15 protein-coding genes are annotated in these 14440 nt (G+C 61.1%); 5 read left to right on the top strand and 10 right to left on the bottom strand.

What is annotated here, in order from left to right:
- Positions 1 to 118: 118 nt before the first annotated feature.
- The 5 genes from U5809_RS33920 (at position 119) to U5809_RS33900 (ending at position 2780) form a co-directional block, all read left to right on the top strand.
- A complete protein-coding gene (locus U5809_RS33920; RefSeq protein WP_322089758.1) occupies positions 119 to 628 on the top strand; it encodes an IS21 family transposase in 510 nt (169 codons plus the stop codon).
- A 215-nt stretch (positions 629 to 843) separates the two neighbouring features.
- Positions 844 to 1182: a hypothetical protein gene (locus U5809_RS33915; protein ID WP_322089757.1), complete on the top strand. Its 339-nt coding sequence runs from the start codon at positions 844 to 846 to the stop codon at positions 1180 to 1182.
- Between the two features lie 81 nt (positions 1183 to 1263).
- Positions 1264 to 1818 carry a PAAR domain-containing protein gene (locus U5809_RS33910; protein ID WP_027808317.1) on the top strand — a complete coding sequence of 185 codons (555 nt, stop codon included), beginning with the start codon at positions 1264 to 1266 and terminating at the stop codon, positions 1816 to 1818.
- 3 nt (positions 1819 to 1821) lie between these two features.
- Positions 1822 to 2442 carry a type VI secretion system amidase effector protein Tae4 gene (locus U5809_RS33905; RefSeq protein ID WP_322089756.1) on the top strand — a complete coding sequence of 207 codons (621 nt, stop codon included), beginning with the start codon at positions 1822 to 1824 and terminating at the stop codon, positions 2440 to 2442.
- Positions 2443 to 2624: 182 nt separating this feature from the next.
- A complete protein-coding gene (locus U5809_RS33900) occupies positions 2625 to 2780 on the top strand; it encodes a hypothetical protein (RefSeq protein ID WP_322089755.1) in 156 nt (51 codons plus the stop codon).
- Positions 2781 to 2824: 44 nt separating this feature from the next.
- Here the strand turns inward: U5809_RS33900 and U5809_RS33895 are convergent, their stop codons facing one another.
- The 10 genes from U5809_RS33895 to U5809_RS33850 form a co-directional block, all read right to left on the bottom strand.
- Positions 2825 to 3907, bottom strand: coding sequence for a phage late control D family protein (locus U5809_RS33895; RefSeq protein ID WP_322089754.1), 1083 nt, complete (start codon positions 3905 to 3907; stop codon positions 2825 to 2827).
- Complete coding sequence (locus tag U5809_RS33890) at positions 3907 to 4425, bottom strand: phage tail protein (RefSeq protein ID WP_322089753.1); 519 nt, start codon at positions 4423 to 4425, stop codon at positions 3907 to 3909. The genes U5809_RS33895 and U5809_RS33890 overlap by 1 nt, the downstream gene beginning before the upstream one ends.
- 9 nt (positions 4426 to 4434) lie before the next feature.
- Entirely contained in the window at positions 4435 to 7707 is a 3273-nt protein-coding gene (locus U5809_RS33885; RefSeq protein ID WP_322089752.1) for a hypothetical protein, read from the bottom strand.
- Complete coding sequence (locus U5809_RS33880; protein ID WP_027808311.1) at positions 7704 to 7817, bottom strand: GpE family phage tail protein; 114 nt, start codon at positions 7815 to 7817, stop codon at positions 7704 to 7706. The genes U5809_RS33885 and U5809_RS33880 overlap by 4 nt, the downstream gene beginning before the upstream one ends.
- 11 nt (positions 7818 to 7828) lie before the next feature.
- Positions 7829 to 8134: a phage tail assembly protein gene (locus U5809_RS33875; RefSeq protein ID WP_059588367.1), complete on the bottom strand. Its 306-nt coding sequence runs from the start codon at positions 8132 to 8134 to the stop codon at positions 7829 to 7831.
- Positions 8135 to 8191: 57 nt separating this feature from the next.
- Entirely contained in the window at positions 8192 to 8701 is a 510-nt protein-coding gene (locus U5809_RS33870) for a phage major tail tube protein (protein WP_322089751.1), read from the bottom strand.
- 47 nt (positions 8702 to 8748) lie between these two features.
- A complete protein-coding gene (locus U5809_RS33865; protein ID WP_322089750.1) occupies positions 8749 to 9936 on the bottom strand; it encodes a phage tail sheath protein in 1188 nt (395 codons plus the stop codon).
- A 69-nt stretch (positions 9937 to 10005) separates the two neighbouring features.
- The gene (locus tag U5809_RS33860; protein ID WP_322089749.1) at positions 10006 to 10353 is read right to left on the bottom strand and encodes a hypothetical protein; all 348 of its coding nucleotides are present in this window, start codon (positions 10351 to 10353) and stop codon (positions 10006 to 10008) included.
- Positions 10354 to 10388: 35 nt separating this feature from the next.
- Entirely contained in the window at positions 10389 to 10814 is a 426-nt protein-coding gene (locus tag U5809_RS33855; RefSeq protein ID WP_322089748.1) for a tail fiber assembly protein, read from the bottom strand.
- The gene (locus tag U5809_RS33850; RefSeq protein ID WP_322089747.1) at positions 10811 to 14440 is read right to left on the bottom strand and encodes a phage tail protein; all 3630 of its coding nucleotides are present in this window, start codon (positions 14438 to 14440) and stop codon (positions 10811 to 10813) included. The genes U5809_RS33855 and U5809_RS33850 overlap by 4 nt, the downstream gene beginning before the upstream one ends.

Below are 14440 nucleotides of genomic sequence, written 5' to 3'. Positions count from 1 at the left end.
GTCAGAAAGCTAACTTCCCCGATGTCATTTATCGGCTGCGAAACGGGTTTCGTCTGAGCAAAGAACGCGGGTTTACGATAGTTTACCGCCGCCTTTCCGCAGCCCTACAAAATACCCCGTGTCCGACCAAACACGCCACGGCACGCTGCGGGAGTTTCTCGACCTGATCGACGGTCTAGCGACCGCCGAAATCGCCCGCCGTTTGCGCTGCTGCACCCGCACTGTACGCAACTACCTTGCTGGGCGCACCCCGATCCCTTGGCACCGCATTGAAATGCTGCGCCTGCTCGCGCTCGAAGCGCTCGGGGATATCGGGCGTGTTTCTACCACCGCAGAAACTCCCGTCGTTGCCACACTCGATCCCGATCCGGCCGCACCGGACGTAACCCCCGACGAAATGCTTGCATGGGTCGGCGTTCATTCGCCACATCACCTGTCAAGCAAGCGGAGTCTCGCGCTCTACGTTCGCGGCTGGAACGTCGTGGACAAAATTCGCCGCGCGAAGTCCGAAGGTACGTTTGCCGCCGTGCTGGCGCGCTGGCGTTTGCTGGCCGTCGAACTACCGCGCATGTGGCGATCCGGCCCGATGTGGGCCGGAATCGGACCACCAGCGTACAGGCGGAAGTGATTCGGATCGCAAAGGTAAGACAATTTGCGATCCGCCACCGCTCAAGCAACTGAAAATAGGGAAATAACATGACCATTCCGGGGACGCCGCACATGCGGCGCGCTTTCTATCGCCTGCACGCCTCGCATCACCCGCCCTCCACCGTTTCGTCGCTCGTTGACTTCGGTTCGCGCGTTCCGGATACTGTATAAACATACAGTATTTGTTTGACGATCATGCAGCAAGACGACGACGCGAACGTGTGGGAATTCTTCAATGAGCGCGCCGCGATCATGACGTTCGACGGCGGACTACCGCGACACGACGCTGATTTCCGCGCGATGGTTCGCACGCGCCTTTACTTCGAACCACGCGGTATCGCCATGCCGACGGGCGGCTATTTCTCGTGCTACTGGAACAGCGAATTCGGGTGGAATGACAGCACCGGAACGGCCGTGACGTTTCCATGTGCCGTCGTCTTGATTTCCATGTGGTACGCAGCACAGGCCGAAGCCGACCGGGTCGGGCGATGCTACACGTGGCTGTTACGGCCCCCTGATGATCGGCATTGGTAGAATCCTCATCGAATCATCCGAACAAAACTGAGAGAGGCTGACGCGCTGCGCGCCGAAGCCGCATTTTCTAAGGGCTGAATCATGTTGCGAAAAATCGCAGTCGTCGGGGATACGTTGTCGACCGGCGGCAACGTCCTGCCGCACGGTGGACCACCCATCACCATGAACGGGCATCAGGTCGCGTTGATCGGCGGCCCGGCCTTCTGTGCTGCCTGCAAAGCAACCGGCGTCATCGCGAAATCAGGCGGGCCGTATCGCATGAGCATGGCGGGCGAATCGGCGCTCGATCAGGACATCGTGCTGTGCGGATGCCCGAAGCCGCCGAAAATCATTGCCGGGCTTTGTGGCGAGTCATGGTGCGACGACATGATCGAAGGGCACGGCAAGGTGATATCGAGCCTGACCGCCACGGGCGGCGTCGCAGCGGTCAAGAAAGGCGCTTTCGATGAACAAGTGAAGGCGACCGAGCATCAGGTGGAAGGCTTGCCGTACTACATCGAAACGGCCGACGGCCGCGTGCATTTCGGCCGTCTCGACGCGAGCGGGACATTGCCGCGCGTCTACACCGGGGACGATCCGGGTTCCTATACCGTTCATTGGGGCGACGACGCGATCGCCAAGCACCACGGGGAATGATCGATGCCGCACACGAAACCGACCAAGATCGACACGAACAAACAGACGGGCTCCCAGAAAGAGATCCCCGTAAAGGCGATCACGTTTCAAGAACTTTGGGATGCCTACCCTTCCGGCAATCCATACAACAACCCCGATTACGACAATCAGTGTGCTATCCGCCTGAGCGTGACCTTGCATCGTGTCGGCGTGGAAATGAAGTCGTTTTCGCAGAAAACGGTTAAGCCCATGTCCGGCTCGCCGACTATCGGTCGAATCATGCTCGACGGCAAGGCGACCGCGACGCGCGCGGATGAACTCGGAGAATGGTTGCAACATCAACCCTTCGCCGGACTGCCGAAAGCGGAAAACATCACCGGGGCAGATTGGGAATCGAAGGTAAAGGGGCGCACCGGTATCATCCAGTTTTCGCGCTACTGGTCGCGTGACGGTGAATCGAGCGACAACGCGAGCGGCGGGCACATTGACCTGTGGAACGGGTCGCGTCTCACCGTGAGCAGCGCCCCTGATGCGATCGCGACATTTAGCCGGGTGATAGGCTTTCAGGAGTTTCTGCCCGGCACGCATCTGGGATGGTCGGACCTTCGGAATTCGAAGCAAATCCTTTTCTGGGAAATCAAATAATGCGGCGTCTTTTGGGAACGATCGGATTCGCGATTGCTGGACTCGTCAGTGTAATTTCATGGTCTGCGGTCGATTCTCGCCTATGCACGGTCATCAAGAACTGGTGTACGCCACCGGCCGGAACGTGTGGCGGTGGCGTCGACGCGTGCCGCGCAACAGCAGGTTCCACGATCGAACTGTTCGTGTACCTGTTCGGCCCGCCGATCCTGTTCGCGGTGCTCGGCTTCTACCTGTTTTCGCGTCGTCGCCCAGCGCGTACCGTAGCGGCCTACCTTGCCGGTGCCGTAATCGTGCAATGGGTTCTCTGGTTCCTCGCGGTGCGCATTCTCCACATCTGACGCGATCCGCTGCAATAGAAAAAGCCCGCTCGTGCGGGCTTTTTCTATTTTCCTCCCTTGCGAAAGTGCGTCCGGTGTCGACTCGTCGTCGGATCGTCGCGCATCTCCATTTCAAGCGACGTAGTGAATCCGCCATTTCCGTCCAGGCGGGACGTTACGCGCTTCACGAGCCACGGCGTTTCGTCTATGTCCGGCTTGAACCCCTTCGCGGTTGCGGGCATTTCCGGGTACACATCGGCCCGCCCGAGTGCCAACGAAATGTCGAACGTTGCCTGCCCGCGCTGCGTGCGCGTGTACTCCGCTTTTGCGGCGGCTGTCGCCTCAGCCTGCGTCGCGTAGGTTTCGGGCAATAGCTTCACGCTGCTGCCTTTGTCGCCGCCGACCGTGACCGACTGCGCGCGCCCTTTCTTCGATGAGTGCCAGCGCGCACGAACGGACGAATAGCTTTCGCGCTGCGACACATGATAGCGGTACGAGTCGCCGCTCGATCGCCGGATCTGGACCGTCGGCAACGGCTTACCGCTCGCGGTCGCGCCCGCACCGATCGGCAGAAACAACAGCCGTCCGTCCTTCACGGTCATGACCGCATCGTATCGCTTCGCGAGCCGCGTCAGAAATGACAGGTCGCTTTCGCCTGTTTGGTCGATATGATCGATTTTGATTTTGCCGAGCGCTTCACCGACAACCGGCGTCATTTTGTGGCGCGTCGCGACCGCCTTCACAATCGCGCTGATGGTCTGTGCATGCCAACTTTTATCACGGCGTTCGTGCATTGCTCCCGTCATGGACGCCGACCGCGCGCTGATCGTGATCTGATCCGGCGCGCCGTGGAACTCCACTTCATCGACCGTGAAACTGCCCTTGTCGACCAACGGTTGACCGACCCACCCGAGCATCAGCTTTATCGTGACGCCGCGCTTGGGTATCGCCAGATCGCCGTGCGTGTCGTCCAACACGAGATCGAGTCTATCGGCTTCGTCCGCGCGGGATTCACTCAGCGTCAGATAGATCAGATACGGGGCGATGCTGCGGGAAATGTCGCGCCCGTCCAGCGTGATCCAATAGTCGCATTGCGGCACGATGCGCCCCGCATCCGCCGATTTCTCCCGTGTCGGTCTTGTCGACATTATTTCCCCTTCTTCGCACGCTTCGCCTTGCCCGTCTTGATGTACGGCGGCGCTTCCGACATTGGCGCGGTGTCCACCTTCCCATTCGCTGGCGCCGCTTTTTCGTTTTGCGAGCCGCCGTCGACGGTCGCGCCCAATGCCTCGTTATCCGCGACCTTCAACGTCAACTCGAACTCGATTTTTAGCGCCACGCCAAGGAAGTTGAAGTACGAGTGTGTTTCGTTCAGCGACTCCACGGTGAACGCACCGTAGATGCGGCCCGTGCCATCGACCAATACGTTCGCGTCCCCCACGTTCGCCATCGCTTCGAGAATATCGAGCGAAAGCGGCGTGCCGATTTCGCCGGTCGCAATCATTCCCTCAATCCTGATCGTGTCCTCACCCTGCCCGACGTATTGCGTGCTGTCGCGCGCGCCGACGCGCGAATTGCTCGCGTGCTTCCACGTCCGCTGACGTTGAAATTGATGGAACGGCGCGATTTCCGTACTGAAAACGAACTGCCCGAGAGAAACCAACATGCCTCACCCTCACCCGATATCCGAAAGACTCGACCCACCGCGTCGCCGGCGTTCACGCTCGGCGTCTTGCAGCGCTCGACGCACTGCCGCCTCGATATCGTCGGCGTTGCCTGATGGCGCGGTGATGTGGAACGTGTAGTGATGCACGCTCGGCTCGCCCCCTCCTGCTTGGCGATCGCTCCCGGCCGACGCGGCCGACGCAGCGAGCGGCCCGCGCTGATCGATCAGCGGTCGATACTGTTCGGCCCGAACCGGGCTCTGCATCGGCTCCATAGCCCCGGCCAGTGCGGACCCGGTGCCAGTCGCCGCGCCGAACGAGACAGCAGCAACGCCCGCGAGTCGCGCGGCCGACGATGCAACACGCACCCGCTCGCCGTCGATCCCGATCGCGGCCCCCTGCCCGATGAACCCGCCCAGCTCACCGAATACGCGGCTAGGGCTGTGAATGCCGAGCTTTTCCTTGAACCATGCGACCGTCGAACTCGCAACGTTTGAAATGGCATCCTTGACCGATTTCATCCCGTTCGTGATGCCGTTGACCAAGCCTTGCATCATGTTCGCGCCGAAGTCTACGAACTGCTTTGCCGCCTCCGCCGCCGTCACGATCAACCCGCCCAGCCACTTGCCGAACTCCTTCCCGCTCGCCGACGCCTTGTCCAGACTTTCTTTCGTCGTATCGACCGGCCCGAAAAGCTTCTTGAACCAGTCCCACGCAACCTGAACCTTTTCCAGCAGCCAATCCCACACCGGCTTCAACGGCGCGAACAGTTCCCCGAGCGACGCGAACAGTCCCGAGAAAATGCCGCTCAACGGGGCTAACCCTTCTTTCAAGCCCTCCCAGAATCCCGAGAAAAACGCCTTGATCGGCTCCCAATATCGAATGACCAGCAGCGCCGCGAGCGCGATCGCCGTGATCGCGATCCCGATCGGGTTCGTAAGCGCCAGCCGTCCAACGAACAGCAGCGTTTGGCCGAGCCCTGCGAGCGCACCGGCTACGCCAGTGATCGCCCCGCGCGCCCCACCCTTCACGAGACTGATGCCGCCACGCATGGCATCACCGGCCACGCCGCGCACTCCGCGGCTCGCGACATACCGGCCCGCGCCCACGACGCGCGATGCGATCGCCGCGCGCTTCGCGGCGGCGGCACGCCCCAGTTCGACAATGTATTCACGCGTCGCGCTCGTGCTGCGCTTCACGCTCGCGACCGCATCGACGCTCCACTTCTTCGACGCGTCACGTGCAGCACGAAATGCGGCCGGGATACGAGTCGATACAGTACGCGCGAAGTTACCGGGCGATGACGCGTCCCACGCAACAGACAACGCCGTTCGCAACCGTGACGCCGTTTTGGTCGCGGCACCGCCTGTCGAACTGAACACCTTCGTGACCTTCGAGAACCGCCCGAGCGCGCCCGCGCCGACGTTGATCCCGCCCACCGCTGCCTTGCCTTCGACGCCGAGCATCCGCAGGCCGAATCGCACCATCGCGAGCGGGCCGATCAACGCCGCAAGCCCGATCATGAGCGTTCCGCCCACGCCAAGAATGACGCCGAGCGCGGCCAGTGCTATGAGCGCAATGCGGGTCGCCTCGCCGTGCTGGCGCGTGAACTCCGTCACGCGCGACAGCAGCTTGGAAGTCAGTTCGAGCCCCCGGTTATACAGCGGCAGGATTTTTTCGCCCAACTCGGCTTCGAGCGTCGCGCGCTTCGCCAGCGCGTCCATTTCCTTGCCGTAGGCGATGTTCGTGCCTTCGTTGTAGAGCGCATCGACGCCGAACGCCTTCGGCGCGTTTTCGCGGTGCTTCATGATGTTCGCGCGCTCGAGAAACAGCGATGCGAAAAAGTCGCCACCCTTGCGCGACGAAAACAGATGGCCGATCTTCGACACAACCTGCATGTCCGTCAGATTTCCTTTCGGGTTGACCTTCGGGATGACCTCTTTCATCAAGTATTCGAACGGGTCGGTCTTGTATAACTCGATCTGGTTGAGCGCTTCGGGCAGGATCTTTGTGACGTGCCCGGTTTTCCCGTACTTGACCGATTTCTTGTTGATCAGTCCGGCTTTCACCAGTTCTTCACCCGATTGCTGCGTCGTGCGCCCCTGCGCCCAGTTCGTATAGGCGCTCATCAGGCCCGTACCGGCACGGAAGCCGCCCATTTCCTGCATCGTGTGCAGCAAGCCGAAATAGAACGCGTTGTCGCCCAACTGCTTCGCGGCAATGCCACCCGTCTTGATCGCGTTCAAGAAATCTTCGGGCTTCACCGTGCCACCCGATGCGACATAGGCTTTCGTCGCGTTGTCGACGGCCTGCTTGAATGCCTCCGGGCTCTTGAGCGACCCGCGCAATTCCGTCGTCTTAACGAGGTCCATCAGCATGTTTTCGGCGACCTCGCCGTGCCCCTCGCCGTAGCCGCGCCGGGCCATCACGGATTCGATGCCGACTTTCATCTTGGCGAGCAACGGGGCCATTTCTTCCGCGTGGTGCATGTCCCGCGTGATGGTGTATGTCTCTTTCAGCAGCTTGAGCTTGTCGAGCTTGCTCAGACCCTTGACGTCGATACCGTCGGCGAACTTCGTCGCCTCGCCGAGCTTCGTTTCACCAACGCCGAGCGCGCGGAATTGCGAAACCTGCTGTTCGTATTCCTTCGCCTCGTTCAGCGTGTGCCCCAAACCACCGAGCACGCGACCGCCGACGGTACGCGTCGCGTATCCGGCGACGGCCATCCCGGCCGCGAACGTCTGCGTTTTCTGCAACTGTTCACGCGCCGGGGCGAGCGCGGCTTTGCGTGCCTGCACCGCCTTCAACTTGCGCCCTTGATCGGACAGCGCGTCGTTCGTGCGCGTGATGCTCGAATGTAGTGAGCGTTCGTGTTCGGCGAGTGTCTGTGTTCCTCGCCCGGCCTGCTGCATCCGGCTATTCAGTTCGCCCAGGCGGTCACGCTGGCGCGCCTGCTGCGCCGTCAGGGATACGACAGCAGCAGACGCACGACGCAATGAATTTTGCATGCGTACCGTCGGCTCCTTCGTATCCCGGATTTTCGCACTCAGTTCCGCGACGCCCGCGCGCGCCTCTTTCAGCTTCGTTGCGGTGCGCCCCATTTCCGCACGCAGGGACTTCATCGCATCGACCGACCGCTTCTGATTCTGGAGTTGCGACAGCTTCTGTTGGAGAGCCCCCAACTCCTTCGACGCGGCACGGCTACCGCCGATGATCTTCTTCAGCGGCGCGGTGATTTTCTCCACCATGCCGAAAACGACACGCAGTTTCAGTTCGTTGTTCATTGCTTTTCGTATCGTTCGCGCGCGCGCTCGCGCCAATCCATCAGTTCAGAAACGGACATGCTGTCCATGACGGACGGCGGCCAGTGAAACACCAGCGCCACGTCCGCCATCGCGTCCTCGATTACAGGCGGGAATCCATGCTTTCCCGCATAGCCTTCGTCAGAAAAAAACCACTCATGACGCCCCCGATTTGCAGCAGGTCGGCCGGGTCGAGCTGTGCCACATCAATTTCGTTCAGCGTCGGGGTCGTGATGCGCGGAATCACCTTCTGGAGTGCGGTGACATCGAGATTCACCAGTTCCGTGAGCGACACGCCGCGCAGTTCGCCAGCCATCGGCTTGCGCAGCGTAACGGTCGTGATTTCGGTGTCGCCGCGTTGGATCGGTTGATCGAGCGTGATCGTGTTGTCGGTTGCCTTCGCTTTCATTTCGTTCGTTCCTTCGAGAATGGGTTGAGCGGCCCGGATCTGCCGGGCCGAGTGAAATTAGACGCCGATGATTTTGCGCACGTCGGCGAGCGAGTCGATACCGCCGATGTTCAGGATCGAGTTGAGCACGTCGATTTCGATTTCGGTGATCCCGTTGATGGACAGCTTGTAATACGCCAGCGGCATCGTCGCCTTCACCGTCGTATCGTCGCCGGGTTTCGCGGTGCCGAAGTCCAGTTCTTTGACGCGGCCACGCACGACGATTTCGACGGCCATCCACTGTTCGGACGTTTCGTCCTGATACGCGCCTGCAAAGCGCAGCATCACACCGTCGGCCGTGCCTTTTCCGTACAGGCGCAGCATGTCGCGCTCGATGCCGCCGAGCGTCCATTCAATCTCAATCGCCTCCTGACCGAGATCGATCTGAACCGGCCCCGGCATGCCGCCGCCGCGATATTCCTCCATCTTGCGCGACAGCTTCGGCAGCGTCAGTTCAGGCGTCTTGTGCAGGTACGATGTACCGTTCGCAAACACGTTGAAGTGTTTCAGTTTGCTGGGCATCCCCATGTTCTTTTCCTCCCTTCAATCGTGCGCGGCCGTCGCCGCGCACCGTGTTAGCTGTTGACCTGCGACGCGAAGTCGACCAGATACGAATCGGTGATGGTCTGACGCAGCGTGAGGTTTTCGAGCGGCGGAACCGGTGTGTAGTCGTAATCGACCACCAGCTTTCCGTCACGCAGTTCGGCGACGCCGTTCCGGTCCATGTCGTAACTGGCCGACGCGCCGATCAGGTAGCCGTTCGTCGTCATCGAACGCAGCTTCGCGCTGATGCTTTCGATAATGTCGCGCGGCAGCTTCGGCACCATCGCACCGTCGATCGACGGAAACTGCGCTTCGGCGATCGTGTCCGCGAGCACTTGCCCGGTGCGGGTGTAGTTCTCGAACTCGAAATCGGTGTCGGCCGACGCGGTACGCGAACCCCAAAACCGAAAACCGTCACGGCTGATAAGCGTCGTCACCTGATTCTCGTTGAGGAAACCGGCATCCGTTGCCGGGTTTTGCAAGTCCCACGAAATCGGCTTACTGATGCCCTGCACACCGTTCACAGCGACGTTCGACAGCGTTTTGTGCCAGCCGACGAGCTGATCGATCTTCGCGCGCATGCCGACGGCATACGCGACAGCGGGCACCACGGCAGCTTGCGACGCAACGTCGTCCCATGCGATGAAGTCCGGCCAGATCACCATCACTTCGCGTTGACCGAACAACTTGCGGTAGGCCACGGCGTCCTCCTTCGTCGCGACCAGTTCGCCGTCCACGCCGCGCGCGGCGATGTACGCGAACCCGCGCAGCATTTGCGCGGTCGTCGCCAGCGCGTTCGCGACCGGCTGCGTATCGAGCCCCGGCGCGGCGAGAATCCGCGGCTTGACCTGCACGACACCCGGTGCCGATTCGAGCGCCTTGATACCGGTTTTCGTACCGTCCGGGTTCACCGAGCCGATGACATTCGACGTCGTTTCGTCAGCGTCCTTCCCTTCCGGGACACGCACGACGACGACGAACGGGCGCGCCTGTTTCGAGATCGCGTCGAGCGTCTTGTACAGCGTACCCTTGCGCCCTGCCTTGGCGAGCGCCTCAACCACGTTCGTGATGAGCACGGGCTTGTTCATGGGGAACGCGGTAGCGTCAGCATCGGACGCCGTGCAGACGACGCCGATAATCGCCGTCGAAATCGTCGTGATGGGACGGACCCCGGAACGGTCCTCCACTACGGTTACGCCGTGGTGATAGTCCTGCGGCATGGTTGATTCACTCCTTTGATATTGGTTCGACGCGGCCCGGATCAGGACCGCATTTCAGGTTCGCGCGCGTCAGTCGGCGACGATATCGGCACCCGCGAACGCGTAGCGGTTCGTCCCGTACTGGCGCAGCATCGCGTCGCCGTTCTCGCCTTCCGGCACCGGAGCGACCAACACGGATTCGACATACGCTTTCGGGTCTTTGCCGCTTTTCGGAACGCCCTCCACACTGAGCATCGAATTTGCGAGCGGCGCCAGATTCGATTTCTTCGCCGCGTCGTCGTAGAAGCTGGACATCTGCACCGAAGTGGTGTTGGTCGTGTAGCTGATCGTCACCGAGTCGATGCGATGCACGCTTGCGGGTGCGCCCGTCTGTTCAACGGTGATGGTTTTTTTCAGGGTCATTGCTCGAATCTCCAATCAAGGTTCAGTAAATGCGTCGCCGATCGCTCGGCTCAAACAGGCTCAGTCGGCCATACAACACTCAGCGGAAACCCGGCTTGCTGCGGAATGTCGCGCAACTCGGCGCGGTACTTCCGAAGGGCGGATTCCAGATCAGCGCGGCCGGAATCTGCCGCCCGCTCGACCAGCGGGTCGACCTTCAACAGCAACGCATCGCGCTCGCTGCGTACGCGTGCGGCCGCGTCGACCAACGCGAATTCCGCCTGGAATTCGGGCCACCACTTCAACAGGTCTGCGGGTGTCGGCTGCGGAATGTCGCGCGGCTCCCAGATCGGCACCCACGCCGATTTCGTTTGTTCGAAGGACTTTTCATCGACAGGGTGCGCAACCCAGTAATCCTTGCAGCGCACCAACTGCGGGAATTTTTTCGACAGGATGAAAGCCGCTTGCTCAACGTGGAGCATGAATTTGTTCGTCATTGGTTTCTCAGGAGTACGCCGTACACCACGATCGCATTGGCGGTGCCGTTGCCGGGGCCACTCAGCCCACACACGACCCACGGCGCAGGCAGTGCGCCGCCGAGTCGATCGACGGTGCCGAAATTGTTCACACCGGAGTCCCATTGCACGCGCGCACCGGCACCGGCTCGTGCGTTGATGTTTCCCCAAATGTCGTCAATCTCGGCGCTCAGGTATCGGCCGCGCCATGTCAGATTCAGGTTCCCGTCGGTGTTGAGAATCTGCGTTCCACGCAGGTACACCGTCCCCCAATCGTCGACGCCGAGCGTCGTTGCGTTGTATGCGCCGTTGATGAACTCGAAACCGCCGTTGTCACGTGCGCGCAGGTACGTCCATGAGTCGAAACCCGGACGGTTGTTGCGCAAGCCGATGTCAGCCTGCCAACCATCGCGATTCAGGGTCGGCCGGTTGTAGAAGCGCGAAAGCGCCGTGACGTGGATATCGGTGTTGAACTGAACGCGGTTGTCTGCGTTGTAGACGACGATTGCGTTCGACTGCCACGAACCATCCGGTTTCATGGTCGCCCACGCCGAATAGTTTCCGTTCATCGTCGCGTGAAACCACGCCTGCGCGGTGCCGTCAGCGCGCGCGGCGACGAAGCCTCGTGCGTCCGTGTTGTTCGGCTGCTTCACGCGTAGGTCGCCGGTCATGGTGTCGCCGGCCTTGTTCACCTTCGCGTTCGGATCGAAATTTCCCTGATCCCACACGCGCGCGCCGTTCACGTAGAAACCGCCCTTCACGTCCCACTTGCCCGCGCGGAAATCGTAGTAGCCGTTCACTGATCCGTCATAGGTTTTCATCCCCATGCCGTTCCAGCCGAACATCGCGAAGTTGTACTTGTCGTACGCTGCGCCGTCGCCGTTGCCGCTCTCGAAGCCGTTCCGCGATCCACCGAAGGCTTGGAGGTATAGCGCGGCTTGCATCGTGCCGCCGATGTTCCTATCGAGCGGGGTGAGGTTCATGCTGTCCCACGGCGTCGCACCAGCGAATGAGGGGCGCTTCATGAAGCTCACGACCTGATTCCCGCGCGAGATTTCGAGCACACGACTCTGACCGACACCGTCGTCAGCCCATGCGGTCACTGCAAAATCTTCCGTGTCCGTCTTGCCGACGGCGAAGCGCGTCTTTGCGCCGTTTTTGAAATAAATGGTCGCCCACGACGATCCGCCGTCCACCGCGTAGCCACGCCCGCGAATCAGTCCTTCTGCATTGAGAATGGAGCCGTCGTCGGCTGCGCCACCAATCAACACGCGACCGCCATTCGGCATCAAGAACATATTCCCGACGGTATAGCCGCTGCCGCGCGAAATAGTCAGTGCGTTTTGCGAGTTCGAGTAGGCATCGTTCACGGTGCGGATACCGAACCCACCAGCACCATCGCTCAACAGTTCCCACTGTCTTTGGTCGGTTGTGCCACCTTCACGCCGCAGAACGATCGAAGTCTGCCCTGCACCACCGCCGTTAGTCGCGACGAGAGCGCCAACCCCGCTCGCCCCTTTGATCGAACCATTCGCTTTGACCGGGCCATTTACCTGAACCAGCGCGTCGCTACCGTCATCACCGGTCTGTCCGACGACGAACTTACCGTTTGCGGTCACGCGCGCGCGCTCGGTCCCGCCCGCGCTGAACGTCATCGCACCAGCGCCGATAGTGGAACCGCCATAGAAACCGATGTTCGGGCCGTTTGCGCCCTTGAACATGCCGACTAAGCCTGAGTCACCCGCGCCCTGACCGTTGATGAAGTAGTTCGCCGCGCGCATGCTTCCGGCGACCTGCGCCACGTTCACGCCGTCATCGACCGTCCCGCCGATTGTCATCCGACCGCCCGGCACGAGTTTCGCGATCTCAGAATTGCCCGCGATCAGTTGCAGGACACCCGTCGCCCCTTCGCTGCCGACGGACACGTGGCCGTTCGAGCGAAAGTAGGCCCAATCAACACCGGTGTTAGCCCACGCGGTAGTTTTGCCGGTGCCGAATCGATGCAACCCGCGCGTAACCGCGTTGCCGCCGATCTGTAACATACTGCCGTCATCGGCTGGCGGGCCAATGATGACGCGATTGGTATCGCCCGCGAGGAACCGCATGGTTTCTCGGCCGTTGTTCGTGACAGCAAATACGCCGTCCGAGATATGGAAAAAGCCCGTATCCGGTGCGCCGTCATTCACGAACGAAATACCGGGCTTATTCACGGTGCCTTCTGCGGCCAGAATCTGCCCGGACATGGTCATGCCGGTCGTTTGCGCCGGGCTCGGCAGATTCGCTGCGTGCCACACTTCGCCGTTACCGACGACAAGGTTCTTTTTCGCAAAATCGAACGCAAACATTGCGCCCGTGGACGGGAGGTAGAACCCGGCTTGCGTCGAGCTACCGAAGAAGTAGCCGCCGCTCGGCCCCATGATGGCGCGCCCTTCCATGCCGCCATTGCTGATGTTGACCATGCCCTTGACGTTCAACTGGCCGCCGACGTTCGTGCCACCAACGCCGGTTTGATCGAGAATCAAGCCGCCCGTCTTGGCGTCGATCGTGAGTGGACGCAGGCTGTTCCACGACGCGCCGATGCCGCTACCGTCGGACAGCAGCAGATAGAAATTCGAACCGTCGTTTCGTAGTATCACATCGCGGCCGTTCATCAGCCGGAAGTTAGCGCCGCCGCTATCGAGTCCGGCCGAGGCTACGCCCCCCGAGTACAGGCCGGTGCCGCCGACCTGAAGCGCGGTTGAGCCGTTGTCGTCCATATTGCCGACGATGACCCTGCCGCCGTGCGTGATCCGCATCGCGCGAATCTGGTTCGCGTCGCTGTTCGAGTCATTGGCCGCGCGGTTGATCCAGAAGTCCAGGTATTCGCGCCCCCACGTTCCAGCATCGAACCCCGCACGCATCGAAGCGATGAGCCGTGCATTGGTGTCGGAGGTCCCGCCCGCAAACGTCCCGTGAAAGCGAATCTTCGCGCCGCGATTCAGCGCGCCGGATGTCGCCGCGACCGCAAGCTGTGCATCCTGATCCGTCGGCGTCGACGTGACGCTCACCGGCCCGGTGAGTTGCGGGCGCACCAGCGGTGCATAGCGCGCGGCGGCAGTCTTAGGCGTCAGCGCACGCACCGGGTCCTTGCCCTCGTTGACCTCCTCCTGTGTCGCAATCTCGATAACGCCCTGCACCGTCTCCGACGCGGGCGGATTCAAGAAAGACGACTCACCGAAAACCAGCTTCGCCGCGTCGATCGACACGAACTGCATGTCAGCCGACAGCATCAGGTAAGCGGCCGGGGACTTTTCCATGATCGGCGTGCTCTGCACGTACACCGCCGCGAGCACGCCATTTTCCAGATACAAGCCATAGCCGAACAACGAATACTGATCGTCCGTCGTGTCCTGAATCGTAACGTGGATCGTATCCTTCGCGACGTTCTTCCCGCCGAACGTGTTCACGCGCTTGCGCTCGTTCGGCATTGCCAGCATGTCCGGCTTGAACACGAATGCACCCGTGCAAAGACCAATTTCGGTCACGCGGTGTTCGTTCGTCCCCGTGTTGCCTTGCGCTACCAATGCGGCACGCCCGGCGTCAGTCACCTGAATGAAATTTCCTGCCAT

It is taken from the genome of Burkholderia sp. BCC1999, assembly GCF_905339975.1.
GTDB lineage: Bacteria > Pseudomonadota > Gammaproteobacteria > Burkholderiales > Burkholderiaceae > Burkholderia.
The sequence above is the reverse complement of the archived record's forward strand: the minus strand, read 5'-3'. Positions and strand labels throughout refer to the sequence as shown.